Origin of the sequence: Pseudorhodobacter antarcticus, assembly GCF_900110135.1 — a bacterium.
Classification (GTDB): domain Bacteria; phylum Pseudomonadota; class Alphaproteobacteria; order Rhodobacterales; family Rhodobacteraceae; genus Pseudorhodobacter; species Pseudorhodobacter antarcticus.
The window spans coordinates 1-22,706 of the sequence record NZ_FOCO01000014.1 but is presented as its reverse complement, the minus strand read 5'-3'; the positions used below and the strand labels follow the sequence as shown (position 1 = coordinate 22,706).

21 protein-coding genes, 1 tRNA gene and 4 pseudogenes are annotated in these 22,706 nt (G+C 59.2%); 12 read left to right on the top strand and 14 right to left on the bottom strand.

Annotation, left to right across the window (positions count from 1 at the left end; translation table 11 throughout):
- Positions 1 to 29 precede the first annotated feature (29 nt).
- Entirely contained in the window at positions 30 to 791 is a 762-nt protein-coding gene (hisF, locus tag BMY36_RS08940) for an imidazole glycerol phosphate synthase subunit HisF (RefSeq protein WP_050520872.1), read from the top strand.
- Positions 788 to 1,096: a phosphoribosyl-ATP diphosphatase gene (locus BMY36_RS08935; protein WP_050520871.1), complete on the top strand. Its 309-nt coding sequence runs from the start codon at positions 788 to 790 to the stop codon at positions 1,094 to 1,096. The genes hisF and BMY36_RS08935 overlap by 4 nt, the downstream gene beginning before the upstream one ends.
- On the opposite strand, the gene BMY36_RS08930 is transcribed toward BMY36_RS08935, so the two are convergent.
- Together BMY36_RS08930 and rlmB are read right to left on the bottom strand one after the other, a co-directional pair.
- Positions 1,093 to 1,512 carry a CoA-binding protein gene (locus BMY36_RS08930; RefSeq protein ID WP_050520870.1) on the bottom strand — a complete coding sequence of 140 codons (420 nt, stop codon included), beginning with the start codon at positions 1,510 to 1,512 and terminating at the stop codon, positions 1,093 to 1,095. The two genes, BMY36_RS08935 and BMY36_RS08930, sit on opposite strands and share 4 nt — an antisense overlap.
- 173 nt (positions 1,513 to 1,685) lie before the next feature.
- Positions 1,686 to 2,474, bottom strand: coding sequence for a 23S rRNA (guanosine(2251)-2'-O)-methyltransferase RlmB (gene rlmB / locus BMY36_RS08925; protein WP_050520869.1), 789 nt, complete (start codon positions 2,472 to 2,474; stop codon positions 1,686 to 1,688).
- Positions 2,475 to 2,648: 174 nt separating this feature from the next.
- Here rlmB and BMY36_RS08920 point away from each other — a divergent pair.
- Positions 2,649 to 2,732: transfer RNA gene (locus tag BMY36_RS08920), tRNA-Tyr, on the top strand.
- Between the two features lie 451 nt (positions 2,733 to 3,183).
- Here the strand turns inward: BMY36_RS08920 and BMY36_RS08915 are convergent.
- Positions 3,184 to 4,505, bottom strand: a pseudogene (locus BMY36_RS08915) (IS3 family transposase).
- A gap of 81 nt (positions 4,506 to 4,586) precedes the next feature.
- Here BMY36_RS08915 and BMY36_RS19465 point away from each other — a divergent pair.
- A pseudogene (locus BMY36_RS19465) lies at positions 4,587 to 4,721 on the top strand (transposase); the annotation flags it as partial.
- On the opposite strand, the gene BMY36_RS08900 reads toward BMY36_RS19465, so the two are convergent.
- The 4 genes from BMY36_RS08900 to BMY36_RS08885 form a co-directional block, all read right to left on the bottom strand.
- Complete coding sequence (locus BMY36_RS08900) at positions 4,693 to 5,679, bottom strand: Aq_097 family APC-type transporter (protein WP_050520868.1); 987 nt, start codon at positions 5,677 to 5,679, stop codon at positions 4,693 to 4,695. The pseudogene BMY36_RS19465 and the gene BMY36_RS08900 sit on opposite strands and share 29 nt — an antisense overlap.
- Positions 5,680 to 6,197: 518 nt before the next feature.
- On the bottom strand, positions 6,198 to 6,902 hold the full coding sequence (gene ubiG, locus BMY36_RS08895; protein ID WP_050520867.1) for a bifunctional 2-polyprenyl-6-hydroxyphenol methylase/3-demethylubiquinol 3-O-methyltransferase UbiG: 705 nt from the start codon (positions 6,900 to 6,902) through the stop codon (positions 6,198 to 6,200).
- Positions 6,892 to 7,716: a methyltransferase family protein gene (locus BMY36_RS08890; RefSeq protein ID WP_050520866.1), complete on the bottom strand. Its 825-nt coding sequence runs from the start codon at positions 7,714 to 7,716 to the stop codon at positions 6,892 to 6,894. Before BMY36_RS08890 ends, ubiG begins: the two co-directional genes overlap by 11 nt.
- Positions 7,713 to 8,930: an FAD-binding domain-containing protein gene (locus BMY36_RS08885; RefSeq protein ID WP_050520865.1), complete on the bottom strand. Its 1,218-nt coding sequence runs from the start codon at positions 8,928 to 8,930 to the stop codon at positions 7,713 to 7,715. The genes BMY36_RS08890 and BMY36_RS08885 overlap by 4 nt, the downstream gene beginning before the upstream one ends.
- A gap of 440 nt (positions 8,931 to 9,370) precedes the next feature.
- Here BMY36_RS08885 and BMY36_RS19460 point away from each other — a divergent pair.
- A pseudogene (locus BMY36_RS19460) lies at positions 9,371 to 9,500 on the top strand (IS5/IS1182 family transposase); the annotation flags it as partial.
- Positions 9,501 to 9,570: 70 nt separating this feature from the next.
- Here the strand turns inward: BMY36_RS19460 and BMY36_RS08880 are convergent.
- From BMY36_RS08880 to BMY36_RS08855, 6 genes are all read right to left on the bottom strand, one after another.
- A complete protein-coding gene (locus BMY36_RS08880; protein ID WP_050520864.1) occupies positions 9,571 to 11,049 on the bottom strand; it encodes a carboxypeptidase M32 in 1,479 nt (492 codons plus the stop codon).
- The gene (locus tag BMY36_RS08875) at positions 11,046 to 12,068 is read right to left on the bottom strand and encodes an ABC transporter ATP-binding protein (protein ID WP_050520863.1); all 1,023 of its coding nucleotides are present in this window, start codon (positions 12,066 to 12,068) and stop codon (positions 11,046 to 11,048) included. The genes BMY36_RS08880 and BMY36_RS08875 overlap by 4 nt, the downstream gene beginning before the upstream one ends.
- Positions 12,065 to 13,030, bottom strand: coding sequence for an ABC transporter ATP-binding protein (locus tag BMY36_RS08870; protein ID WP_050520862.1), 966 nt, complete (start codon positions 13,028 to 13,030; stop codon positions 12,065 to 12,067). The genes BMY36_RS08875 and BMY36_RS08870 overlap by 4 nt, the downstream gene beginning before the upstream one ends.
- A complete protein-coding gene (locus BMY36_RS08865) occupies positions 13,027 to 13,947 on the bottom strand; it encodes an ABC transporter permease (protein ID WP_050520861.1) in 921 nt (306 codons plus the stop codon). The genes BMY36_RS08870 and BMY36_RS08865 overlap by 4 nt, the downstream gene beginning before the upstream one ends.
- Positions 13,947 to 14,921, bottom strand: a complete 975-nt coding sequence (locus BMY36_RS08860) for an ABC transporter permease (protein WP_050520902.1) — start codon at positions 14,919 to 14,921, stop codon at positions 13,947 to 13,949. The genes BMY36_RS08865 and BMY36_RS08860 overlap by 1 nt, the downstream gene beginning before the upstream one ends.
- A 99-nt stretch (positions 14,922 to 15,020) precedes the next feature.
- The gene (locus BMY36_RS08855; protein ID WP_050520860.1) at positions 15,021 to 16,589 is read right to left on the bottom strand and encodes an ABC transporter substrate-binding protein; all 1,569 of its coding nucleotides are present in this window, start codon (positions 16,587 to 16,589) and stop codon (positions 15,021 to 15,023) included.
- Between the two features lie 178 nt (positions 16,590 to 16,767).
- On the opposite strand from BMY36_RS08855, the gene BMY36_RS08850 reads away from it, so the two are divergent.
- Genes BMY36_RS08850 through BMY36_RS19905 form a run of 7 tightly spaced genes read left to right on the top strand, consistent with a single transcriptional unit; the run spans position 16,768 to position 22,247 of the window.
- The gene (locus tag BMY36_RS08850; RefSeq protein WP_050520859.1) at positions 16,768 to 17,790 is read left to right on the top strand and encodes a GntR family transcriptional regulator; all 1,023 of its coding nucleotides are present in this window, start codon (positions 16,768 to 16,770) and stop codon (positions 17,788 to 17,790) included.
- Positions 17,762 to 18,463: a creatininase family protein gene (locus BMY36_RS08845; protein ID WP_050520858.1), complete on the top strand. Its 702-nt coding sequence runs from the start codon at positions 17,762 to 17,764 to the stop codon at positions 18,461 to 18,463. The genes BMY36_RS08850 and BMY36_RS08845 overlap by 29 nt, the downstream gene beginning before the upstream one ends.
- Positions 18,460 to 19,476 (top strand): ketopantoate reductase family protein, encoded by a 1,017-nt coding sequence (locus BMY36_RS08840; RefSeq protein WP_050520857.1) that lies wholly within the window; start codon positions 18,460 to 18,462, stop codon positions 19,474 to 19,476. The genes BMY36_RS08845 and BMY36_RS08840 overlap by 4 nt, the downstream gene beginning before the upstream one ends.
- Positions 19,467 to 20,222 carry an SDR family NAD(P)-dependent oxidoreductase gene (locus BMY36_RS08835; RefSeq protein WP_050520856.1) on the top strand — a complete coding sequence of 252 codons (756 nt, stop codon included), beginning with the start codon at positions 19,467 to 19,469 and terminating at the stop codon, positions 20,220 to 20,222. The genes BMY36_RS08840 and BMY36_RS08835 overlap by 10 nt, the downstream gene beginning before the upstream one ends.
- The gene (locus BMY36_RS08830) at positions 20,219 to 21,124 is read left to right on the top strand and encodes a polysaccharide deacetylase family protein (RefSeq protein WP_050520855.1); all 906 of its coding nucleotides are present in this window, start codon (positions 20,219 to 20,221) and stop codon (positions 21,122 to 21,124) included. The genes BMY36_RS08835 and BMY36_RS08830 overlap by 4 nt, the downstream gene beginning before the upstream one ends.
- Positions 21,121 to 22,047 (top strand): isoaspartyl peptidase/L-asparaginase family protein, encoded by a 927-nt coding sequence (locus tag BMY36_RS08825; RefSeq protein WP_050520854.1) that lies wholly within the window; start codon positions 21,121 to 21,123, stop codon positions 22,045 to 22,047. Before BMY36_RS08830 ends, BMY36_RS08825 begins: the two co-directional genes overlap by 4 nt.
- A 2-nt stretch (positions 22,048 to 22,049) precedes the next feature.
- Entirely contained in the window at positions 22,050 to 22,247 is a 198-nt protein-coding gene (locus BMY36_RS19905; RefSeq protein ID WP_156215275.1) for a hypothetical protein, read from the top strand.
- Positions 22,248 to 22,548: 301 nt separating this feature from the next.
- Here the strand turns inward: BMY36_RS19905 and BMY36_RS19455 are convergent.
- Positions 22,549 to 22,706 (bottom strand): annotated as a pseudogene (locus BMY36_RS19455) (IS5/IS1182 family transposase); the annotation flags it as partial.

Below are 22,706 nucleotides of genomic sequence, written 5' to 3'. Positions count from 1 at the left end.
GTGTGGCGATGAACGCTTAGGAAAAACCTATGTTGAAAACCCGGATCATCCCTTGTCTTGATGTTGCCGATGGCCGTGTGGTCAAGGGCGTGAATTTCGTGGGTCTGCGCGATGCGGGCGACCCGGTGGCGGCGGCACGCGCCTATGATGCGGCGGGCGCGGATGAGCTGTGTTTTTTGGACATTCACGCCACGCATGAAAACCGGGGCACCATGTTTGATCTGGTCACCCGCACGGCGGAGCAATGCTTTATGCCGCTGACGGTGGGTGGCGGGGTGCGCACGCATCTGGATGTGCGCGCGCTGTTGTTGGCGGGGGCGGATAAGGTGTCTTTCAACTCGGCTGCGGTGGCGGACCCTGATGTGGTGGCGCAGGCGGCGGACCGGTTTGGGTCGCAATGTATCGTCGTGGCGATTGATGCAAAGACGGTCGCGCCGGGCCGGTGGGAGATTTTTACCCATGGCGGGCGGCGTGAAACCGGGATTGATGCCGTGGAATTTGCCGTGCTGATGGCGGGCAAGGGGGCGGGGGAAATCCTGTTGACGTCGATGGACCGGGACGGGACGCGGGCGGGGTTCAACTTGCCCCTGACCCGCGCGATCTCGGATGCGGTATCGGTGCCTGTGATTGCCAGCGGCGGTGTGGGCAATTTGGACCATCTGGTCGAAGGGGTGACGGTGGGTGGTGCCTCGGCGGTGCTGGCCGCGTCGATCTTTCACTTTGGCGATTATACGATTGGGCAGGCCAAGGCGCATATGGCCGCCGCTGGTATTGCGATGAGGATGACATGACAGCCCTGACCCGCCTTGCCGCCACCATCGCCGCCCGCAAAGGGGCGGACACTGACAGTTCATGGACTGCAAAGCTGCTGGCCAAAGGCCCCGAAAAATGCGCCGAAAAGTTTGGTGAAGAAGCGGTGGAGGCGATCATTGAAGCGGTCAAAGGCGACCGTGCGCGCCTGACATCGGAAGCCGCGGATGTGATCTATCATCTGCTGGTGATGCTGGCCGCGCGCGATGTGACGCTGGCGGATGTGGAGGCGGAATTGGCGCGGCGTGAGGGGCAATCGGGGATTACGGAGAAGGCGAGCCGTTAAAGCCCCAGCTTGCGCCATTCAATCGCGGGGCAGCGATCTTGGACAAAATCCACGTTATGCGTGGCGGCAAGGCTGGCCGCCTGATCGCTGAACACCCCCAGTTGCAGCCAAAGGGTGCGCAGATGGGGCAGGTCGGCGATGGCTTGGGTGGCAATGGCGGCCACCGCATCAGATTTGCGGAAAACATCGACCATATCGACTGCGAAATCTGTGGGGATGTCTTTTAGGCTGGCATAAATGGTTTCCCCCAGCAGGGTTTCGCCCGCATGGCCGGGATTGACGGGGATAACGCGCTTGCCCTTGGATTGCAGGAATTGCATGACGCCGTGGCTGGGGCGGTCGGGGTTGAGGGAGGCACCAACCATGGCGATGATTTTCGTATCCCGCAGGATTTGGGCAATGTCATTTTGGGGCATCAACGGGAGCCTTTCACCAAAAAAAGCGCCCGTGCCAAAAAGGCCGGGCGCAAGTCGCGGAACGAGGGACAGTAAAGGGACTGCAGGGGTTCCGTACCTGCTGCCTGTTATTAACATGGGGGCTGGTTGGTCATGGAAAAGGCCCCTCGCTGTTTTGTGATTGGGTTTTGTGATTAGACTTTGCGGCTGGTGGCGGCATAAAGGGCCACGGCGGCGGCGTTGGAGACGTTGAGCGAGCCGAAACTGCCCGCCGCGGGGATGCGGGCCAGCACGTCGCAGGTTTCGCGGGTTTTTTCGCGCAGGCCTGGCCCTTCGGCCCCCAAAACAAGGGCAATCGGGCGGCTTTGGGCGGATGCGACGGCGTCCGACAGGTCGGTTTCGGTATCGCCGGCAAGGCCGATTAGATAAAAGCCCATGCCGCGCAATTCTTCCATTGCGTCCGAAAGGTTGGCCACGCGCAGGTAAGGCTGGCGTTCCAGCGCGCCGCTGGCGGTTTTGGCCAGCGCGCCGGTTTCGGGGGCGGAATGGCGGTGGGGTGCGATGACAGCGCGGGCCCCGAAAACTTCGGCGGAGCGCAGGACTGCGCCGACGTTGTGGGGGTCGGTCACGCGGTCCAAAAGGACGACGAGAGGCGCGCCGGTGCCGGAAATCGCCACATCGGCGAGGTTGCCCCAGTTCAGCGGGCGGGCCTGCAAGGCGGCACCTTGGTGAACCGACCCTTCGTCCAAGGGCACGTCGAATTTGCGGGGGTCGACGATTTCGGGTTGTAGGTCGCAGGTGGCCAGCGCCTCAGCCAATTTGTCGGCGGCGTTTTTGGTCAGGACCAGCCGCAGCTTTTCGCGGGCAGGGTTCATCAGGGCATCGCGGACGGCGTGCAGGCCGAACAGCCAGACGGTTTCATTGGCAGCTTGGCGTTTGGCGCGTTCTTTGTCGATGACCCAAGTGGGTTTTTGGTTGGTCATTTGGGGTCACCTTTGTGGGGCCAGAATGAGGGGCGTGTTTGGGGTTAAGAATGGGCAATGGGGCGGGGGGGTGCAAGGGGAAAACCGGAGGGGCGCGGAATGAGGGGGGATGGGGAAAATCCTTCGCTTTGCGCTTGACGCCCCCAAGGCCCCGCTTTATTGACCCCGCTTAGTGGGCGATAGGCCGCAAGGTGTGGCAGGGGACTGTAACTCCCTCGAGGCGACTCACGCCTGGTTCGATTCCAGGATCGCCCACCATCTTCTTCCGTAAAATCATTTATTATCAATGACTTGCGAAGGGGGTGGTGGCCCCTAGGGGGCTGTTGCCTAAGGATAGCCTAAGGCCGTCAACTACTTGATGAAAGAGGCCTCAATTATTGGCCGATCAAGGATTCGCGAATTTGACCATGCGCTTCGCGGCCAAATCGCCAGACACGCGTCAAATGCGCGGCCATTTACAAGTAACGACGCTAGGTTCGGCAAAGCATAACGTTTTCTACTTTGTTGTTTCCTTTCGCTTGTAGGGATGCGCTGGTGTTTCGCTAAACTTGGTGTCACATGCTGCTACAATGTATAGGTGTAATTTCGGGATTCTAAGCACGATGGTTCAAGTAGATTTAAGGACGAAGGTTTTGCCAACTTCTCATCGCATTTACATGGTTAGTCCTGGGGTAATCCCCCCATTTTTAACGGGGTGCTGTCGTAGAATTCACGCGGCCATTTTCAGCTTCATAGCGGGTGTTATGCCGCCAATTCCCATGTTGGGTCGGTCGTTGTTGTAAGTCCAGAGCCATTGCGTGGCGTGATCTTGGGCCTCTTCGATGCTTTCGATGATTTATTGGTCCAGCCACTCATGCCTGACGGTGCGGCTGTAGCGCTCGATGTAGGCGTTCTGTTGCGGCTGACCGGGTTGGATGTGCTGGATTTTAACCCTATGTTTCGCGGCCCATTTCATCCGTTGCCCGACAGGCGATGCGTGCATCGCCGAGAGGGAGCTTTTCACTGATGTATTCAGGCCCATTGTCGACCCGAATGGTGCCTGGCTTGCCACGCCATTCGATGTGGAGGAGGGTCAGGAAACGATCCGGGGGATCGTTTCCCCGGCGACGGGTCAAGACTTCGGATCACACGCTCAGCGGGCAAGGAAAAGTCTACCTCGATGCCGAGGCCCTCGCGGTTAAAGTCATCCAGAACGTTCAGTAGCCGGAAAGCACGGCCATCACCAAGCCGGTCGGCCATGAAATCCCCTTACGGCGTTTGAAAACAAACGCCTACCGGGCAACGCATGGACCAAGTCACATTTGGCGCGTCTGGGACGGCCAGCGCATCAGGTTTGTCCCGCTTCAACCGCTTCCGGGGCTTGATCCGCAGGTTCAACTCCAGCTCGCAGTAGATCCGATAAACCCGTTTGTGGTTCCATGGATGCCCCTTCACGTTACGCAAATGCAGAAAACACAGTCCGAACCCCCAAGTCTTGCGGGCATCCGTCAGACCGGTCAGCAGATCGGCGATCACATCGTTCTCGGCACGCAACTTCGGGCCATAGCGGTAGCAGGTCTCGCTAACTCCGAAGGCCCGACACGCCAAAGCAATGCTGACCCCACGCTTTTCCACTGCTGTTTGGGCCATCTCGCAGCGCTGACCCACAGCAAATGCTTGCATTTGCCTTCCGGGCAGCGGATGGCCCAGTCACTTTTTTCCAAAGGCTTCCTTCAGCAAATCAGCCTGCATGCTCAAATTGGCATACATGCGCTTCAGGCGACGGTTCTCCCTCGCCATTGGGCTTGAACCAATGGCGCCTCAATGGCTCGGTCCATGGACTTCATCTGGCTGATCATGGACGCATCCATGCCGCAATACTTCGCCCGCCATTTGTAAAACGACGCGTTCCCTCTCATGATTTGCGCGCAAACCATTGCAGGGCAAGGGCATCATCCCATGCTCACGGCAAAGCTCGGACACTGGCACGCCGCCTTCATCCTGTCGCAGGATGGCGATGATCTGCGCCTCTGTGTATCTGCTTGTCTTCATTAGAAATATCCTCGTTCATCTTGGTGAGAAAATTCTACTTATGCAGCCCCTTACTTTCGGGGGGGATTATCGAGATATGGAATGGCAAAGGAATACACAGACGAGTTTCGGCGTGATGCTGTGCGGATGGCGACGACCAGCGGCTTAACGCGTCCGCGGCTTTCATCGGATTTGGGTGTTGGCGTCTCTACGCTGAACAAGTGGGTCCAGCAGCATCCGTTGCCCGACACGGCATTGCATGGCAATGTTCCGAAAGGGGACACGATGATCTGATGTCGGGGCCGCATGAGGACGTCGAGAAGGAAAATAAAATCGACGCGACGATTGCCATCATGTCGATGATCGAGGTTTCATCCAGCGTGATTGTCCCTGGCGCAAACGCATAGGCCAGAAGCACGATATAGACCATATAAATCAGGGTGGAGAGGACCTGCGCCAAGCGCATCGACCTGATCCGGGTCTGTGCATCATAATGGCGGCCAAGATAGCGCGATGTCTCAAACCCCTGAACCGTCACGATCAGACCAAATATCAGGGTCACCGCCGACCAGCCCGTGACGCTTGCGGCGTTAAACGTCAGCGCGCCATTTTGCGCCGTATCCCCAAAATGGATGGCCAAGCCGCACAGCAATCCACCAATGATCGCCAACTTCACGCCGACCGAGATTTGCTCCATCCGCTCAAGTGCGGCAAAACCTTTGGTCCAGCCAACGATGAGAATGAGGAGGAAAACGGCGGTGGTTAGAACCTTGGCATAATAGGGGGTGTCGAAAGCAGTAAGGCTGACGCCGAAGGCCCCGAACAGGTTGAGATAATAGCCAACCGAGATGATATAGGCGAAGGCCAAGACCATCGAGGCAAAAGGTTCGATCTGCTCCACCAAGGCTGGCCTGTGCGCCACGGCGTCAATGCGGCCAATGTTGTAGCGAATTGCACTACCAAACCCGTAAGCGATCACGACGAGGGCCAGCATAACAAGCGGCGCATAAAGCCCTAAACTGACCCCCAAAATCGGACCCAGAACAAGGAACCTACTGCCGATAATGGACGCAAGCGGGGTGATTGTTGCCCGCCACAATGGCGCATTTGCAAGTTTTGGATAGAGCAGAAGCGCCCCGCAAGCCAAGACTGTTGTCAAAATGGCTGCGTTCAGCATTTGCGTGATTGGTCCCATGATGTTTCTGACGTTTGCTTACAGCGGAATACAAAGGATTGCCAAACCCTTCGGGGCTCTATGCAGCCTTTCGTTGCGTTCCGGCGGCTAAAGCGGATGTATGCGGACCTGAGCATGCAGGCGGATTTGCTGAGGGAAGCCGAAGTAAAACAGTCCGCGCCTTCCGATCCTAAATCAGCCCCGCTATCCCAAATCATTCGACGATGGATAGTTTAAATTCTATATCTGACATCAAGATTGATGGGTCTTTCCGATCAGATGATCTGAGGTGCAGCATATCCTGTGAAACCCGCCATTCGACATTTTGCGAAAGTGTTCGGCTGGTGGCAGGGTCGAAGACCGAGAAGTTGAACGCGATGATATCGGCGTGCTGCACGCCGCCCAGGCGGGCGCTGCCTGCGCCGTCAGGGTTGGACCAGCGTCTGCTGATACGGGTTTCATCCGCCGAAACCGTCAGGAATGGTGCTCCAAAGTATTGCCGCGCTATCAGCGCCTGATCAAAAAGGCCGAAACATTGATCATATCGTGAGCGGTTTTCGGGCGATACCCATGTAGAGGTCTGCTGTCAGGGGCAGGGGACCAAAGGTCAAATCAAAGCGCCGGTTTATGCCTCGGGGGCCAAGGCCCGTGACCGGACCGGGCACCAATCCTACTCCTTCCATCGCGCGGTACAGTTCGTGAGGCTTGATGAACTTCGCAGGGTCATGAGTGCCGCGCGGCAACAGCCGCAACACATCTTCGGCGATGGTTATGGTGGCAAGCCGCGCCAAGGGATTGCGGTTGATGGTATCGAACAAGAACAGCCCACCTGGCCGCAGGACCCGGGTGACTTCTGCCAGAACCTTGTGCAAGTCGGCCACATGCTCCAGCACGTCGACACAAACCACTGTATCGAAACCGGCATTTTTGTAAGGAAGGGCCTCGCCCACCCCGACGTCGTAGTCGATGTGCAGGCCTGTGCTGCGCGCGTGACCTCGTGCGGCCTCAATGGCGACGGCGGCGGGATCGATCCCGGTCACACGCGCGCCGCGCACTGCCATCGCCTCGGCCATAAATCCGCCCGCGCAGCCCAGATCCAACACTTCTTTGTCCTGCCAATCCATATGGCGATCGAACCAACTGAGCCGGCCGGGCACAAGGTTTTTCAGCGTCCGCACCCAACGAATGTCGTCCGACCACCAGCGGTCCGCAACCTCGTCATAGATAGTCAGATCATTGCGCACGAGAATTGTCCTTTGCACGGGTGCTGCGCGGCAGCACATAGGGCACGGTGTTTTTATAGCGATCAAACCTATCGCCATAGCGGGCGGCGAAGCGGCGCTCTTTCAGCTGGGGCGCAAGCAGGCAATAGGCGGTGAAGCTGATGGCCAGCACCAGTTGGTCAGGGGTCCAGATCGGCACGGTCCACAGGGTCAATGCAAAGGCCACATAGATCGGCTGGCGGATTATGCGAAACAACCCAAGGGTCGGCATGTCGGGAAACACCGGGCGGATACGCGCGAGCAGTGACATCCAGCCAAGTGCGCCTGACTGCACCTCGGTCCCGGCATCAAAGCTGGCTTTCAACAGCAACAGCCAAGCGGTGCTATAAAGCGCGGTTATGATCCAAAGCGCCGCCCCCTCGGCCTGCCACCAGATGATCCCCGAGGGTGTCCACAGCGCAAACAGCGCCAGCAATTGGGCCGAGGCGATGATGGCATAGGTGGTTGTGACCAGCGTTTTGCCATTTGGGCCGGGCATTGCGCGGGCCAGAAAACGCGCACCAGGGCCGGTTAGCAGCACTGAATGGGCCAGCGGAAATTGGATAATTAGTGCTGCATTGGCAAAAGCGGCCCAAGGCCAAGGCACGGTGCCAAAGCTTGCACTCAGGCCGAAATACATCGCTATGATCATCGCGAGAACGCCCGCTGCAAACATCGCATGGCATGCCACGCCGAAGGTCAGTGCAAGGGCAATTCGCCGCGCCCCTGGTGGCGGGGGCAGGCAGGCGCGGATCAAGGTGATCAGCCGGGAAATGCGGGGATCGGTCAGGTTCATGCGGGGATCAGCGCCTCTAGCAGGCGCGGGATCTGCTGTTTCACCTTGAAAAAGCCAGCGGTGGCATGGGGCCAGATGGCGCTGTCCCAATCGCGGCGCCATTCGCAAAGGGTGATGCCGCGCGCGGCCATTGCGGGGGCCGCTTGATCCAGCCAATCGCGGAGCGGGCCAGTGGGGGCGTAAGCCGTTACAATTTGTGTGGCCCCCGCCGCTGCCGCCCATTTCGCCAATGCGTCGGGGTCACCCGCATGCAGCGTATCAAAGTGCCCCCCAACCCGCAGGGCGGCATCGGCCAAAGCCGCCCTTTCAAACCGCATCACAGGGTCAGCCACGCCAAGGGGAGAGCGTAGATCGCCCACGGCAAGGGTGGCGCGGGCACAGATATCGAGGGCGGCCAGATCAAAATCCTCAACCCGGCAATCTTCATCTGTGATCAGCAGGGCTGTGGGCGCCCCCGCCCTTGGCGGCACGACAGAACGCAGGGGGAGAACGGAGGGTAGACCCTCCGGCTCGGTCGCCTCTAGCCCTTTGGTCACTTCGGCCAGATCGGTGTGGCGCGGGGTAAAGCGACCCGCCGTGAAGGTCGCGATGTTGTCGGCGCGCGCCGGATAGGGCTTGCCCCGCGTGTGCAGCCCTGCCGCCCAACGCCAGCCGAGGGTGTTTGACGCTGCATCGCCATCGAGCAGATGCCGGTAAAAGAAATCCGCCCCCAACCGCCAAGGCAGCCCCAGCGTGAAAATCCAGATTGAAGCGAACCACATCCGCGCATGGTTGTGCAGATACCCGGTGTCCACCAACTCCTCGGCCCAAGCGTCAAAGCATTCCAGCCCGGTCTGCCCTTCCATCGCGCGGGTCACATCACGGCGCAGGCGGCGGTCGCGGTCAAGGGCGGACAAATCCGCCTCTAGCCCCGTGCGGTAGCTGGCCCAGACCTGCGGGCGACGTTCCATCCAGCCTTTGAAATAGCCGCGCCAGATCACCTCTTCGATGAACTTTTCGGCGGCCACGGGTCCATGCGCGGCCAAGGCCGCTGCCACAAGGTCAGCTTCCAGCACCAGCCGTCGCCGGACGTACGGCGAAAGGACCGATACCGCCGTGTGTCGCCCGGGGCCATTGTCGGTGTTGCGCCCATTGGCATAGCGTTTGCCCATCCGCGGGACAAAAGCAGCCATTCGCTCTTCGGCTTCGGCGCGTGTTGCAAGCCAGTCAGTCATAGCATTCGTTCTTTCTCATTCTTCATGTCTGTTCCGAGCAGTCGAATGCGGAACAGTAATTTCTGTAATTCCCGAGTGCCGCACTGATCAACCAAATGTAGCCCCCGACCACTTCATCAAGGGCCTTTGTGGGCAGTTGTTGATTTTCGTCTCGGATTGACCCGTTTTTTCCATTTGGTGCTGACCCCTCTGAAATATGATAATTTCATGAATAGTCGGCTGAATTATTGAAACGAGCGGATCATGGCGTGTCGGAAATCTGGGTCAATCCCTCGCGGAACTCAGCAATCAGCAGATCATAGAGTTTCGGAAACTTGGGTCAAGTTCTCGCAGAGTTCGACACGATAGGGCCCTCTCGTGGTTTGAAGGCAAACCGCTGCCGGGTAACAGATGGCAGGCCAAAAAGCACGGCCTGTTTGCAAACCATTGCCGGACGATGGATGCGCTGCTTGAAAGCCTTCGCAGAACGTATCGCTGCCAGACAGCCAGACTGCCGAAACCGAGATACGCATTGCCCTCATCAACCGCTTCAACGTGCTCGGAAGCACCGACATCATACGCTTGGCATGAGCCCAATGGGGCAAAGGGGCGTCACGCTTCAAGCGTAACTAACGCCACGACGCCGCGGCAGGCTAAACACCTAAGGCGCGCCAAACTTCAGGGAAAGATATCGCAAATAAGGTTGCGGATCATTCGCAGATGCTCCGACATCGGCCAGCATTTCGACGCGGGTTCGGGCGCGGCCATGTTGCCAAACCGTATCTGACAGGGCGGCGCGCAGTGGCCCCGTATCGGCCTTGTTCAAGGCGCTGCGGATGGCGGGGTGGGCTGCATCAAAATGCGCCATCAGCTGTGCTGCGGTGGCATTGCCGATTGTGTAGGTGGGGAACGACCCGATATAGCCCGACGACCAATGCACATCTTGCAAGCAGCCCTGCGCATCATCAGTCACCGCAACCCCCAGATCGTCGCGCATCCCTTCGCGCCATGCTTGGGGGATGTCGGCCACAGCCAGCGAGCCATCCATCAAGGCCATTTCGATGCGCACCCGCAACATGATGTGCAAATCATAGGTCAGCTCATCCGCTTGGACTCGGATTGGCCCAGGTTCCACACGGTTGATCGCGGCCACAAATTCGGTCACGCTGACATCACGAAGCTGGTCAGGGAAAGTGTCGCGCAAGCGGGGAAAATGCACGGCCCAAAAGGCGGGCGTGCGCCCCACATGGTTTTCCAGCAAGCGCGATTGGCTTTCGTGCATGCCAAAACTGGTGCCGCCCACGGCGTAAAGCCCGATCATATCGGTCGCAAACGCGCCGCGCGTGTGAGCCGGGTCCACGCCTTGTTCATAAAGCGCGTGGCCTACCTCATGGATGCAACCGAAAATCGACATGGGCAAATAGTTGCGTGGCCAGCGCGAGGTGATGCGCACATCATTGCGGGTTGCAGATACCTCAAACGGGTGAACGGCCGTGTCGAGGCGGCCACGCGCAAAATCATAGCCAAGGGCCTGCGCGGTGCCTGCTGCAAATTGTTGCTGCAACGCGGGCGCGTAATCGCGGTATAGAAAATCTGTGCGCGGAGCGGGTTGGCTGCGTGCGTGGTCCAGCACGGGCAAGATGCCTGCGCGCAATTGGGTGAAAAACGCTGACAAGCTGGCGGCTGTTTCGCCCGGCTCGTATATTTGCACCATGGGATCGTAGGGGTGGCCATCAGAACCCAAAGCGGCGGCGCTTTCGCGGGCAAGGGCGACCACGGTTTCCAAATGGGGCTGAAACAGCGCGAAATCGGATGTGGCGCGGGCTTGCGCCCAGACGGCCCCGGCAACGGTTGCTTGTTCTGCCTGTGCGCGCAGCAAATCGGCCGGAAGGCGGGCGTGATGCGCGATGGCGGCGCGCACCACGGCTGCCGCCGGGTCATCGCCGCCTGCGTCAACCGCCGCCTGCATGGCGGGATCAAGGATCATGTCGCGCGCTATTCCCAGCAGCGTGGCCACCTGATGGCCCCGCGTTTGTGCCCCCCCGGCGGGCATTTGCGTGCGCGCATCCCAATTTAGCATATTTACAGCACACAGCACATCGTTTAGCCGACCAATACGCGTTTTCAGATTATGTGTCATGCCGGTGCTCCTTTGCTGTCCACACCGCCATCATTCAAATGGCACGCCACTTGCCGACCCACCCCTGCCCACGTCAGGCGCGGCACCTCCATACGGCAGCGCGGCCCTGCCAGCGGGCAGCGCGGATGAAAGGCGCAGCCGGGCGGTGGGTTGATGGGGGAGGGGATTTCACCCTTGATCGCCTCAAACACGCGCTTGCCAGTGCCGACGGTTGGCACGGATGCAAACAGCGCTGATGTGTAGGGGTGCTTGGGGTCGGCATAAAGTTGGTCTGCGGGGGCAAGTTCCACCAAACGCCCCAAATACATAATCGCCACCCGGTCGCACACATGGCGCACCACCGACAGATCATGGCTGATAAACAACGCCGTCAGCCCCAGATCGCGGCGCAGGTCCATAAAAAGGTTCAACACCTGCGCTTGGATGGACACATCAAGCGAGGCGACCGCCTCATCCAGCACCAGCACCTCCGGCTCCATCGCCAAGGCCCGCGCGATGGCAACACGTTGGCGTTGGCCGCCCGAAAACTGATGTGGGAAACGGTCGGCATATGCACCTTCCAGCCCCACCTTTTCCAACAGCGCGCGCATGCGGGCCTGCACATCGCGGGAGGGAATGATTTTGTGATAGCGCGGCCCTTCGGCCAGTGTTTCACCCACCTTCATCCGGGGGTTAAGCGAGGCGAACGGATCTTGATGGATCATTTGCACTTGCGTGGTCAGCTTGTCGATATTGCCGCTATGTTCGCGCGCTATGGGTTTGCCGTGCAACGTGACGCGGCCATCACTGGGGGCATAGATGCCCGCCACAACGCGGCCTAGCGTGGATTTTCCGCAACCAGATTCGCCCACAATCCCCAACACTTCGCCCTGCGCCACCTCTAGCGATACATCGGTTAGCGCATGGACGACCACGGGTTTGCCGCCGCCCGTCAGCCTGCCCACCAACCGTTCGGCAAGCCCCGGCATACGGGTAAAGCGTTTGGAGACGTTTTCAATGCGCAAGATGGGGTTGGTCATGAACGCTCCAACGGGTGATGGCACAGAACGGTTTGTCCGTCGATGGCGTGGGTTGGGGGCGGGGTCGCGCAAATATCGCTGGCTTTGGGGCAGCGGGGGCGAAAGGGGCAACCCGTTGGCAGGCGCGACAATTGCGGGGTGGAGCCGGGAATTTGCGGCAAGGGCGTGCCAGGGGCGTGGCGCGCGGGAATGGAATCGAGCAAGCCACGCGTGTATGGGTGGCGGGGGTAGTCGATCACTTGCTGGGCCGTGCCGCGTTCCACAATGCGGCCTGCATACATCACGCAGATATCATCCGCGAGGCTGGACACCACGGCAAGATCATGGGTGATCCAAACAATCGCCGTTCCGGTTTGGTCGCACAGTTTGCGCACCTCGGCCAGAATTTGCCCTTGGATGGACACATCCAACGCTGTCGTCGCCTCATCCGCGATAATCACGGATGGGCTGTGCAGCAACGCCATCGCAATCGCCACGCGCTGCCGCATCCCACCCGACAGTTGGTGCGGATAGGCGCGCAGGCGTTCGGCGGCGGCGGGGATGCCGACAGCATCCAGCGCCTTTCGCGCCTCCTCAAAGGCTGCGGGTTTGGACATGGCGCGGTGTACTCGCACCGCCATCGCCATTTGATCACCCACGCGCAAGACGGGATTCAGGGTCATCATCGGGTCTTGAAACACCATGGCAACCTTGCGCCCGCGCATCTTGCGCATCTCCTCCTCACGCAATTGGCGCAAATCAACGCCGTCCACCAACACCTCGCCTGCGCACACCTCCCCCGGGGGGGCAATCAAGCCAAGAATGGAAAAGCCGGTCACACTTTTACCCGACCCGCTTTCGCCGACCAGCCCCAAGATGCGGCCTTTTTGCACGGCAAAACTGACATCGTTCACCGCGGTCACATGGCCTGTGCGAGTTTGGAAGCGGGTGGTCAAACCCTTCAGTTCAAGTGCAGCGGTCATCGGCTGTTCCTTGGGTCCAGAACCTTGCGCACTTGGTCGCCCACAAGATTGATTGCCACAACCGTTATCATCAGAAAAATCCCCGGATAGATGGACAGCCAATAGCGCCCGGCATGAATATATTTGAACCCGTTGGAGATGAGCGTGCCCAGTGATGGTTCGGTCAAGGGCAGGCCAACGCCGAGGAAGGATAGCGTCGCCTCCAGCGATATTGCGCTGGCCACCTGAACGGTTGCGACCACGATTAGGGGCGGCAGCACATTGGGCAACAGATGTTTGAACATGATGCGCGATGTTGGCAGCGGGGTGGAGCGTGCCGCCTCAATATAATCCTTGCGCCGTTCCACTGATGCAGCACCATGCGTGGTGCGTGCGAAATAGGCGTATTGGGCCACGACCAGCGCGAAGATAATCTGCGCAATTCCTTGCCCCAGCATGGCGACCATCACCAGCGCCAACAGAATCGCGGGCATCGACAGTTGCAAATCGACGACGCGCATCAAAAGCGCCTCAATCCGGCCTCCGAAATAGGCGGCGGTTAGGCCCACGGTGATGCCGATGGCCAGCGCCAGCACACCCGCCGTAAGCCCGATCAAAAAGCTGGTGCGCAGGCCGTAGAGGATAGCCGACAGCATATCGCGCCCGGCGTTGTCGGTGCCCAAGAGATGCGCATAGCCGCCCGACCCCACCGTGCCGGGGGGCAAGAACGCATCCAACCAATCCAAGCCCGCCAGATCATAAGGGTTTTGTGGCACCCAAAAGGGGGAAAAGAATGAGCCGAGCAGCAAGGCCGCGATCACGATGAGGGCTGCAACTGCGACCCAGGATTGCCGGTAATCCGCCCAGAAATTGCGCAACCGCATGGCGCGGGTTTCGGGTGGCGGGGCGGCTTCGGTGCTGTGATCGATCATTGCCATCAGGAACCGCCTTTCAGCCGCACGCGCGGGTCAAGCCGCGCATAGATCAGGTCCACGGTCAGGTTGATGATGACGAACAAAATCACGACCATCACGAGGTAGGACACCATCACGGGGCGGTCGAGTTGCAAGATGCTGTCGATGATCAGCTTGCCAATGCCGGGCCAGTTGAACACGGTTTCGGTGACCACCGCAAAGGCCAGCGTGGACCCTAGTTCCAGCCCGAACACCGTCACCACGGGGATGGAGATGTTGCGCAGGATATGGCTGAACACGATCTGGCGGTCCGGCAGCCCTTGGGCGCGGGCAAAGCGCACATATTCGGCGCCCATCGCCTCGACCATGCCCGCGCGGGTGAGGCGGATGAGCAGGCCGAGTTTGAACAGCGACAAGTTGATCGCGGGCAAAATGACATGCGACCAGCCGTTTGTTGTGGCGAGTGAGGTTTGGAACCACAAGAAATTGCCCACCTCGCCGCGCCCGCCTGAGGGCAGCCAGCCGAGTTCCACCGCGAAGGCCATGATCAAAAGCATTCCGATCCAAAAGGTTGGGACCGAAAAGCCAAGCACCGAAAGCGCCATAATCAGCTTGGCGGCGATGCTGTTGGGGCGGTAGCCCGCGTAAAGCCCGGCGGGGATGCCGATCACGGCGGCGATGGTGACGGACACCAAAACCAGTTCCAACGTCGCGGGCAGGCGCGAAAACACCAGCGAGGTAACCGAGATGTTATAGACCATCGACCGCCCCAGATCGCCTTGGAACACATTGCCGACAAAAGTGAAATATTGCCGCCACAAGGGTTGATCCAACCCATATTGCCGGATTAGGTTTTCCCTAATTTCGGCAGTCGCGCCGGGGTCGATCATCACGTCAATCGGGTTGCCGATGGCATAGACCCCGACAAACACGATCACCGACATCACAAAAACCACGACAACAGCCTGTGACAGCCGCCCAACAAGATAGCCAAACATCCGAAAACCTCGCGCTTGTTGCAGGCAGGCTGTGGCCAAAATTTGCCACACATAAAAAAGGCGGCGCAAGCATTTGCGCGCCGCCTTTCGCGGTATGGCTTACTTTGGCGTGATCGCGTAGGCCCGCGTTTCCTGGTCAATCCGCGGTGTCAGGTTCAACATGCCTGCTTTGGACGCCCAGACCGATTGCAAGACCACTGTCGGGATCAACGCGCGGTCTTCCATCGCGATAACCGATGCTTGCTCGTACAATTTGCGGCGCGCCTCGGGGTCGAGGGTTTGCGAGCCTTCGCCAAAAACACGGTCAAATTCGGCGTTGGAATAGCCGGAGCGGTTGAAGTTGCCAAAGCCTTTTTCCGGGTCTTTGGTATGGACCAAAGCGCCGTAAGTATACGCGGCCTCGCCCGTTAGGGTGCCCCATGCTGACATGGTCATGGTGAATTCTTCGCGCGCGGCGGCAGGGAAATAGACCGTGCCGTTCAGCGCTTGCGCGTTCACCTTCAGCCCAAGGCGTGACCACATCTGCGCCAATGCCTCGCACACCACGGCATCGCCGGGCACACGGTTGTTGGTGCAGGTGAAATCAATTTCAAACCCGTCGGGATAGCCTGCCTCGGTGAGCAGCGCCTTGGCTTGTTCGATATCATAGGGGGCTGCGGGCAGATCAGCGGAAAAGCCAAAGAAGCCTGCTGGCATTAACTGGTTTGCGGGTGTTCCCAACCCTTCCAGCACCACATTGACCAACACATCGCGGTTGATGGCCAAATCCAGCGCCTTGCGCACGCGCAAATCTTGCAACGGGTTGCCGTCCACTTCGACGCCATTCACTTTGATCGGCTGCGGTTCCACATCCTTGACCGAGGGTGCGATGTTCAGGATGTAAACAGAGTCGGAAACGAACGTGTCCAACGAACTGTCATTTTTCATCGACAGATAATCGGTCGCGGGGACATAGTTGATCATATCAACCTGCCCCGATTTCAACGCGGCCACCCTTGCGGCATCATCGGGAATTTCTTTCCGTGTTACGTTTTCCCACGCAGGCGCGCCGCCCCAATAGCCGTCAAACCGTTTCAGCACCAAATCGCCTTTTGGCACCCAGCTGATAAAGGTATAAGGCCCGGTGCCGATCGCTTTGGCGCCTGAATTGAACTCCTCATTGCGGGCGTCCATTCCGGTTTCAGATGGGACGACAAATAGGCGGGTGAAGTCGTTGGGCAGGGACGGTGCCATGCCTTTGGTCTTGATGCGTAGGGTCGTTGGATCGACCACCTCCACGCTGTCCACATATTTGGTGTAGAGCGTCATCGGCATTGGGCCGGTCACAACGGGAATCCGTTCGATGGAGAATTTAACATCTTCGGCGTCAAAATCTGTTCCATCGTGGAACCTCACGCCTTCGCGCATCTTAAATTCCCAAGTCGTGTCGTCGATTGCTGTCCAGCTTACGGCCAAGCCGGGCATCAGCTGCAAGGTTTCATCGACATCGACCAGCGTATCAAACACATGGCGCAACGCTTCGGCTTGGCTGCCCAGCGTGGACCAATGCGGGTCAATAGAATCGGGGCCAGCGCGCAGACCCAAGCTTAGGTCCTGCGATAGGGCCATCGGGGCAGCCGCCAGCACCGCCAAAACGGCAACGCCCGACCTTAAGGTAGTTTTCAACATGCTTCCCTCCAACTGTTATGATCTGCTGTCACACTAAGCCCCAGAAAATTCCAAGGTCAAGAAATTATCCTGTGATAAACACAAAATCTTGCGGCGACATTTGCTGTATAGCAAGAAAATGAGGCGCTGCGCAAAAAATGGTCTTGAGTGAAAAACTGTTCTATATCATTAATACACTATGACAGAGCAAGATACAGATATCGCTATGATCCGCATTTCAGCCGCCGTGGACCCCACGTCCTCGGTGCTGATGTCGGTGCAGTTGCGGGGCGCGTTGGAATACGGCATCGCAACGGGCGATATTCCCGCCAACACGCGCTTGCCCTCGGTGCGCCGGCTTGCCGCCAAGTTGAACCTGTCGCCGGTTACCGTAAGTGCGGTATATGCCGGGTTGCAAGAGCGGGGGCATATTGAAGGGCGGATAGGGTCGGGCACATTTGTTGCAAACCACGCGCCGCCACCCGCCGCCAACATGCTGCAAATGGCGGAGTTTGAACGCCAGATCAAAGAGCTTATTCAAGCAGGCCAACAGCTTGGCCTGTCGCGCCAAGACATCGCCTTTCGCCTGTCCATGACAACGCCACCGCGCCCAACGCCTGTGCGTGTTTTGTTTTTGGGCACGTTTTTGGGGGCGACCAGCGCCTATGCCGCCGATTTGCAGCGGTATTTGCCCGACGGCGACAGCGTGACAGCGGTGAGCATAGAGCAGATCACGCAAGGCAATTGCCCAAAAGCCGATCTGGTGGTGTGCCCGCACACGCTTACTGCGCGGGCCGCACGGCTGTTTGGGCTGTTGCCCGTTTTGGGCCTGACCCTGATCCCGAATGAGCCGACGCGCATCGCCCTTGCGGGCATCGCCCCTGATGCAACCGTGGCGGCGGTATCGTATTTCGATGATTTCTTGCCAACGCTGAAAAGCGGGGTGACGCGTTTTGCGCCGCATGTTGGCCACGTCACGACCTTGCCTTTGGGGTTTGACGGGTTGACCGCATTTTTGGCGGGGGTTGATGTGCTGATTTATTCCACCGGGGCCGAACATTTGCGCGACACGCTGCGCCATGACCAACATGCGATTGAATACCGCCACACCCCCGACAGCAGCGCCGTGCGGGCAGAGTTGATGCCCATGGTTGACGCCATTCGAACCAATGCCTCCAGACAGGAACATCGCGATGAAAATAACAGAGAGCAATTGGGCTGAGGTTGAAGCCTATCTTAAGCACGATGATCGATGCGTTTTGCCTTTGGGCAGCACGGAACAGCACGCCCACCTAAGCCTGTCGGTGGACAGTATTTTGGCGCGTAAAATTGCCAATGATGCGGCGGGGCCTTTGGGTGTGCCGGTGTTTCCGGCGGTGCCTTATGGTTTGACTCCTTATTTCATGGCGTTTCCCGGCACTGTTTCCTTGCGACTGACCACCTATGCCGCCTTGGTGCGCGATATTTTGGACAGTCTGTATGACACAGGGTTTCGCCGTATCTTGATCGTCAATGGGCATGGCGGCAACAGCCCCGTGCAACCCGTTTGCGCCGAATGGATGCAGGACCGGGCGGAGGCGCGGTGCAGGTTCCATGACTGGTGGCGCGCGCCCAAAACATGGGCTGCGGTGCAGGCGGTGGACCCGATTGCATCCCATGCCTCGTGGATGGAAAACTTCCCTTGGACCCGGCTGGAGGGGCGGCCCACCCCGCCCGAGCAAAAACCCTATGTCGATTTTGATCGCTTGCGTGACCGCAACGCAGCGGGTGTGCGCAACTTGATCGGTGATGGCAATTACGGCGGGCATTACCAAAAGCCCGATGCCGATATGCTGAATATCTGGGATGTCGCGGTGGATGAGACCCGCGCCTTGTTGCAAGGCGATTGGGCATGACGAATGATCCGATTCTAATCTGGGGCGCTGGAGCGATTGGTGGCATCCTTGGAGCCTATTTCGCGCGCGCAGGACATGCGGTGCATATGGTTGATATTGTGGGTGAACACGTCATCGCCATGCGTGCGGGCCTGCATATTGAAGGCCCGGTAGAAGCGTTTGCCCAAAGCTTGCCAGCCGATACGCCGGATACGTTGCAAGGCAAGTTTCGCCGGGTTATTTTGGCGGTTAAGGCGCATAATACCGAAGCCGCGCTGGCGATGCTGACCCCCCATCTGGCGGATGATGGCTATGTGGTTTCGGCCCAGAATGGTTTGAATGAGCGGGTGATTGCATCCCACGTTGGGGCGGATCGCACCTTGGGTTGCTTTGTCAACTTTGGTGCTGATTGGCTGGAACCGGGGCGCATCCTTTATGGCAACCGCGCCGCTGTGGCCTTGGGCGAACTTGATGGCAGCGACACGCCGCGCTTGCGCGAAATGCACGCGCTGTTTCGCTTGGTGGAACCGGATGCGGTGATGACGGACAATATCTGGGGCTATCTTTGGGGCAAATGCGGCTATGGCGCGCTGTTGTTTGGCACCGCCCTTACGCCTGCGTCGATGTCTGATGCGATGGACCCTGCGGCCACGCGCTGCGTTTATGCCCAACTGGGGGCCGAGGTGATGGCCCTTGCGGCAGCGGAAGGGGTGACGCCCTTAGGCTTTAACGGGTTTGACCCAGAGGCGTTTCGCACGCGCGACTTAACCCGGATTGACGCCGCACTGGACGCGATGGTGGCGCATAACCGCGAAACCGCAAAAACCCATTCCGGCATTTACCGCGACCTTGCCATTCGCAAACGCAAAACCGAGGTGGATGCGCAAATCGGTGTGCTGGTGGATATTGGGCGCAGCCATGGCATATCGACCCCCGCACTGGCCATGTTGTGCGACCTGATCCACGATATTGAGGACGGCAAACGGCCACAATCCATGGATTTGCTGGACCTGATGGTGCCGCTGTGCAGCTGAACCTTGAGGGTAAAGTATTTGCCGTAACGGGGGCTGCCATGGGCATTGGCGCGGCGATTGTGCGCGGTTTAGTTGATGCGGGGGCCAGCGTGGCGGCCTTGGACGTTGACGCCGTAGGGATGGACCATCTGGCCGGCCTGCCCCGCGTTACCCTGCACGCGGGCGATTTGGGGCATCAGGCCAGCGCCCATGCCCTGTGCGCGCAAGCAGTCGCCCAGCATGGCCATATTGACGGGCTTATCACTGCGGCAGGCGGTGTGCGGGGGCAGGTTGGCCGCCCGCTGCAAGAGATACCAGAACGCGATTGGCGCGCGATATTTGCCGCCAATGTCGATGCCGCGATGTGGTGCGCCCAAGCGCTTGCACCCGCCATGAAAACACGCGGGGCGGGGCGGATTGTCACCATCTCCTCCGGGGCGGGGTTGAAGGCGAGTTTGACGGGGATACAAGCCTATGCCAGTGCCAAACACGCGCTGATAGGGTTGACCAAACAACTGGCGATGGAACTGGGGCCATCGGGGATCACGGTTAATTCGGTGGCACCGGGGTTTGTATTGTCCAACCCTGCCACGCAAAAACAGTGGGAGGCGTTTGGCCCCGACCGCCAAGCCCAGATCATCGGGAACATCCACATGCGCCGCCTTGGCCGCGTGCAAGATATTGCAACGGCGGTGACGTTTTTATGCTCCGATCACGCGGAATGGATTACAGGCCAAACGCTGCAAGTTGATGGAGGCCACGCATGACTGACCCGCACACATGGGACGAGGCCACATGGCGCGCCAAGGTGGAGGCGGTTCGCGCAGGCCGCAGCCTGTTGCCAAGCGTTTGGCCAGGTGGTGCGCGCTGTGCTGTGGCCCTGTCGTTTGACAGCGACCACGAAACCAACGAATTGCGGGATGGCGGCAATTCGGTTGCGCGGCTGAGTTGGGGAGAATTTGGCGCGCGGCGCGGTGTGCCCCGTATCCGCCGAGTGTTGGAGCGCTTTGGGGCCAAGGCGAGTTTCTTTGTGCCCGCCGTGGCCGCCTTGCTGCACCCTGATGAGCAGCGCGCGCTGGCGCAGGACGGGCATGAAATTGGCCTGCATGGCTGGATCCACGAGCTGAACACCGGGCTGGACGCGGCGACCGAACGTGACCTGATGCTGCGCGCCGCGGACACTTTGGAAACCATCAGCGGCACCCGCCCCGTTGGCATGCGGACGCCGTCGTGGGATTACAGCCCCAACACGTTGACCATCGCGTGTGAGATGGGGCTGATCTATGACAGCTCCCTTTTCGCCGATGATGACCCATATGAGATTTTGCAAAACGGCGAACCCACAGGCATGGTGGAACTGCCCGTGGAATGGATCCGCGACGATGCCGTCTATTTCATGATGAACCGGTTTGGCGCACATCGCCCCTATACGCCGCCCGCAGATGTGCTTGATATTTTCTTGCGCGAATTTGAAGGGGCCTATGCCGAACGTGGCCTGTTTTTGTTGACGATGCATCCGCATGTTACCGGCTATCGCAGCCGGATTTTTATTCTGGAGCATTTGCTGGAACGGATCACCGACAAAGGCGACGTGTGGATAGCCACCCATGCCGATATCGCGCGCTATTGCGCCGAAAAGGCCGGATTGACCCATAAAGGACCAAAATGACCAAATTTTCTCTTGCTGTTCATGGCGGCGCTGGCACCATCCTGAAATCCAACCTGACCCCAGAACTGGAGGAACGGTATCACGCAGGCCTGCGCTCGGCGTTGCAAGCGGGCCATGACACATTGCAGGCAGGCGGCAGTGCCGTCGATGCCGTCACTGCCGCCGTTTGCGTGCTAGAGGATGAGCCATTGTTCAATGCCGGGCGCGGCGCGGTGTTCACATCGGACGGCAAGCAGGAAATGGACGCGGCAATTATGGACGGCGCCACTCGGGCGGCAGGGGCCGTGGGTGGCATTTTTGGCCCCCGCAACCCCGTCCGCGCCGCTCGCGCTGTGATGGAGAAGACGGACCATGTGATGCTGATTGGTCCAAATGCCTTGGCCGTGGCGCGGGGCGCGGGCCTGCCCTTTGGCGATGCTGATTATTTCTTTACGCAATCGCGTTGGGATGCGTTGCAATCCACCCTTAAAATGCGTGAAACAGGGCGGGAGGATACGGACCCCGCCCGCCGCCACGGCACCGTTGGTGCGGTGGCCTGTGACGGCTACGGCAATATTGCGGCTGCCACCTCTACCGGGGGGATGACCGCGAAATCGCCGGGGCGCATTGGCGACACGCCGATCATTGGTGCAGGCACCTTTGCCGACAATGCCACCTGCGCGGTGTCGGGCACCGGGCATGGCGAGGTGTTCATCCGCTATACCGCTGCCGCCGAAATCGCCGCCCGGATGCGCCACGCTGGCCAATCATTGGCGCAGGCCGCCGATCATGTGGTGATGCAAGATTTGGCGCTGCATGACGGGTCCGGCGGCCTTATCGCGGTGGATGCTCAAGGCAACGTCACCATGCCTTTCAACTGCGAAGGGATGTATCGAGGGAAAGTGACCGAAGCAGGTGATTTAGAGACGTTTATCTACCGCTGATCTTGTTTGATGAAGGCAACCGCAGGATTGGTGAAGTCGTGCCGCAAATTCAGACAGCGTGTTTGATCCCACGTTTTGATGGTGCGACTCTTTCGTTTGGATGGAAGAAAACCTTATTGGCCAGTTTTGTCGCGGAAGCGCCATTAACACGCACGCCGTCACCGCTTCGTAAGCGTCCGGTCTGCCTGCTCTGCCGCTGAGAGAGTGTGATTGATAGTGTCCGCTTAGGATAGCGGACACTATGGGGCAGCAAATGGCCCGTCGGACGAAGTGGTCTTGTCGCGCTTACGTTCCGGTCTCTTAACTCATGGGCACCTCGATTTTTGACTGTTTTCGCGGCAACGGGATAGCAGGTTCCGCCCAAAGCGCGTCAGCGACCTTCAACTGACAGAGTGTTGCCTTGGGTTTGATGATGTGCTGCCCATTTCGCTTCGCGGACCTTCGGTTCAGGGCCGTTTTTGGCGATGCGCAGCATGATCTGCGTCTGTGTTCGCCCGTGTTTCAGGCTGGGTGAGGGTTGATGCGACCCAGTTGGGCGAGACGGCGCATGTTGTAGGTGAGATTCTTCATCCCGATTTTGGCCTTGGCCCGAACCAGACCGATCGTGCGCACGAGGGTGCCGCCCATGTCGTTGGCTTGCGCGCCAAAAATATGCTCGA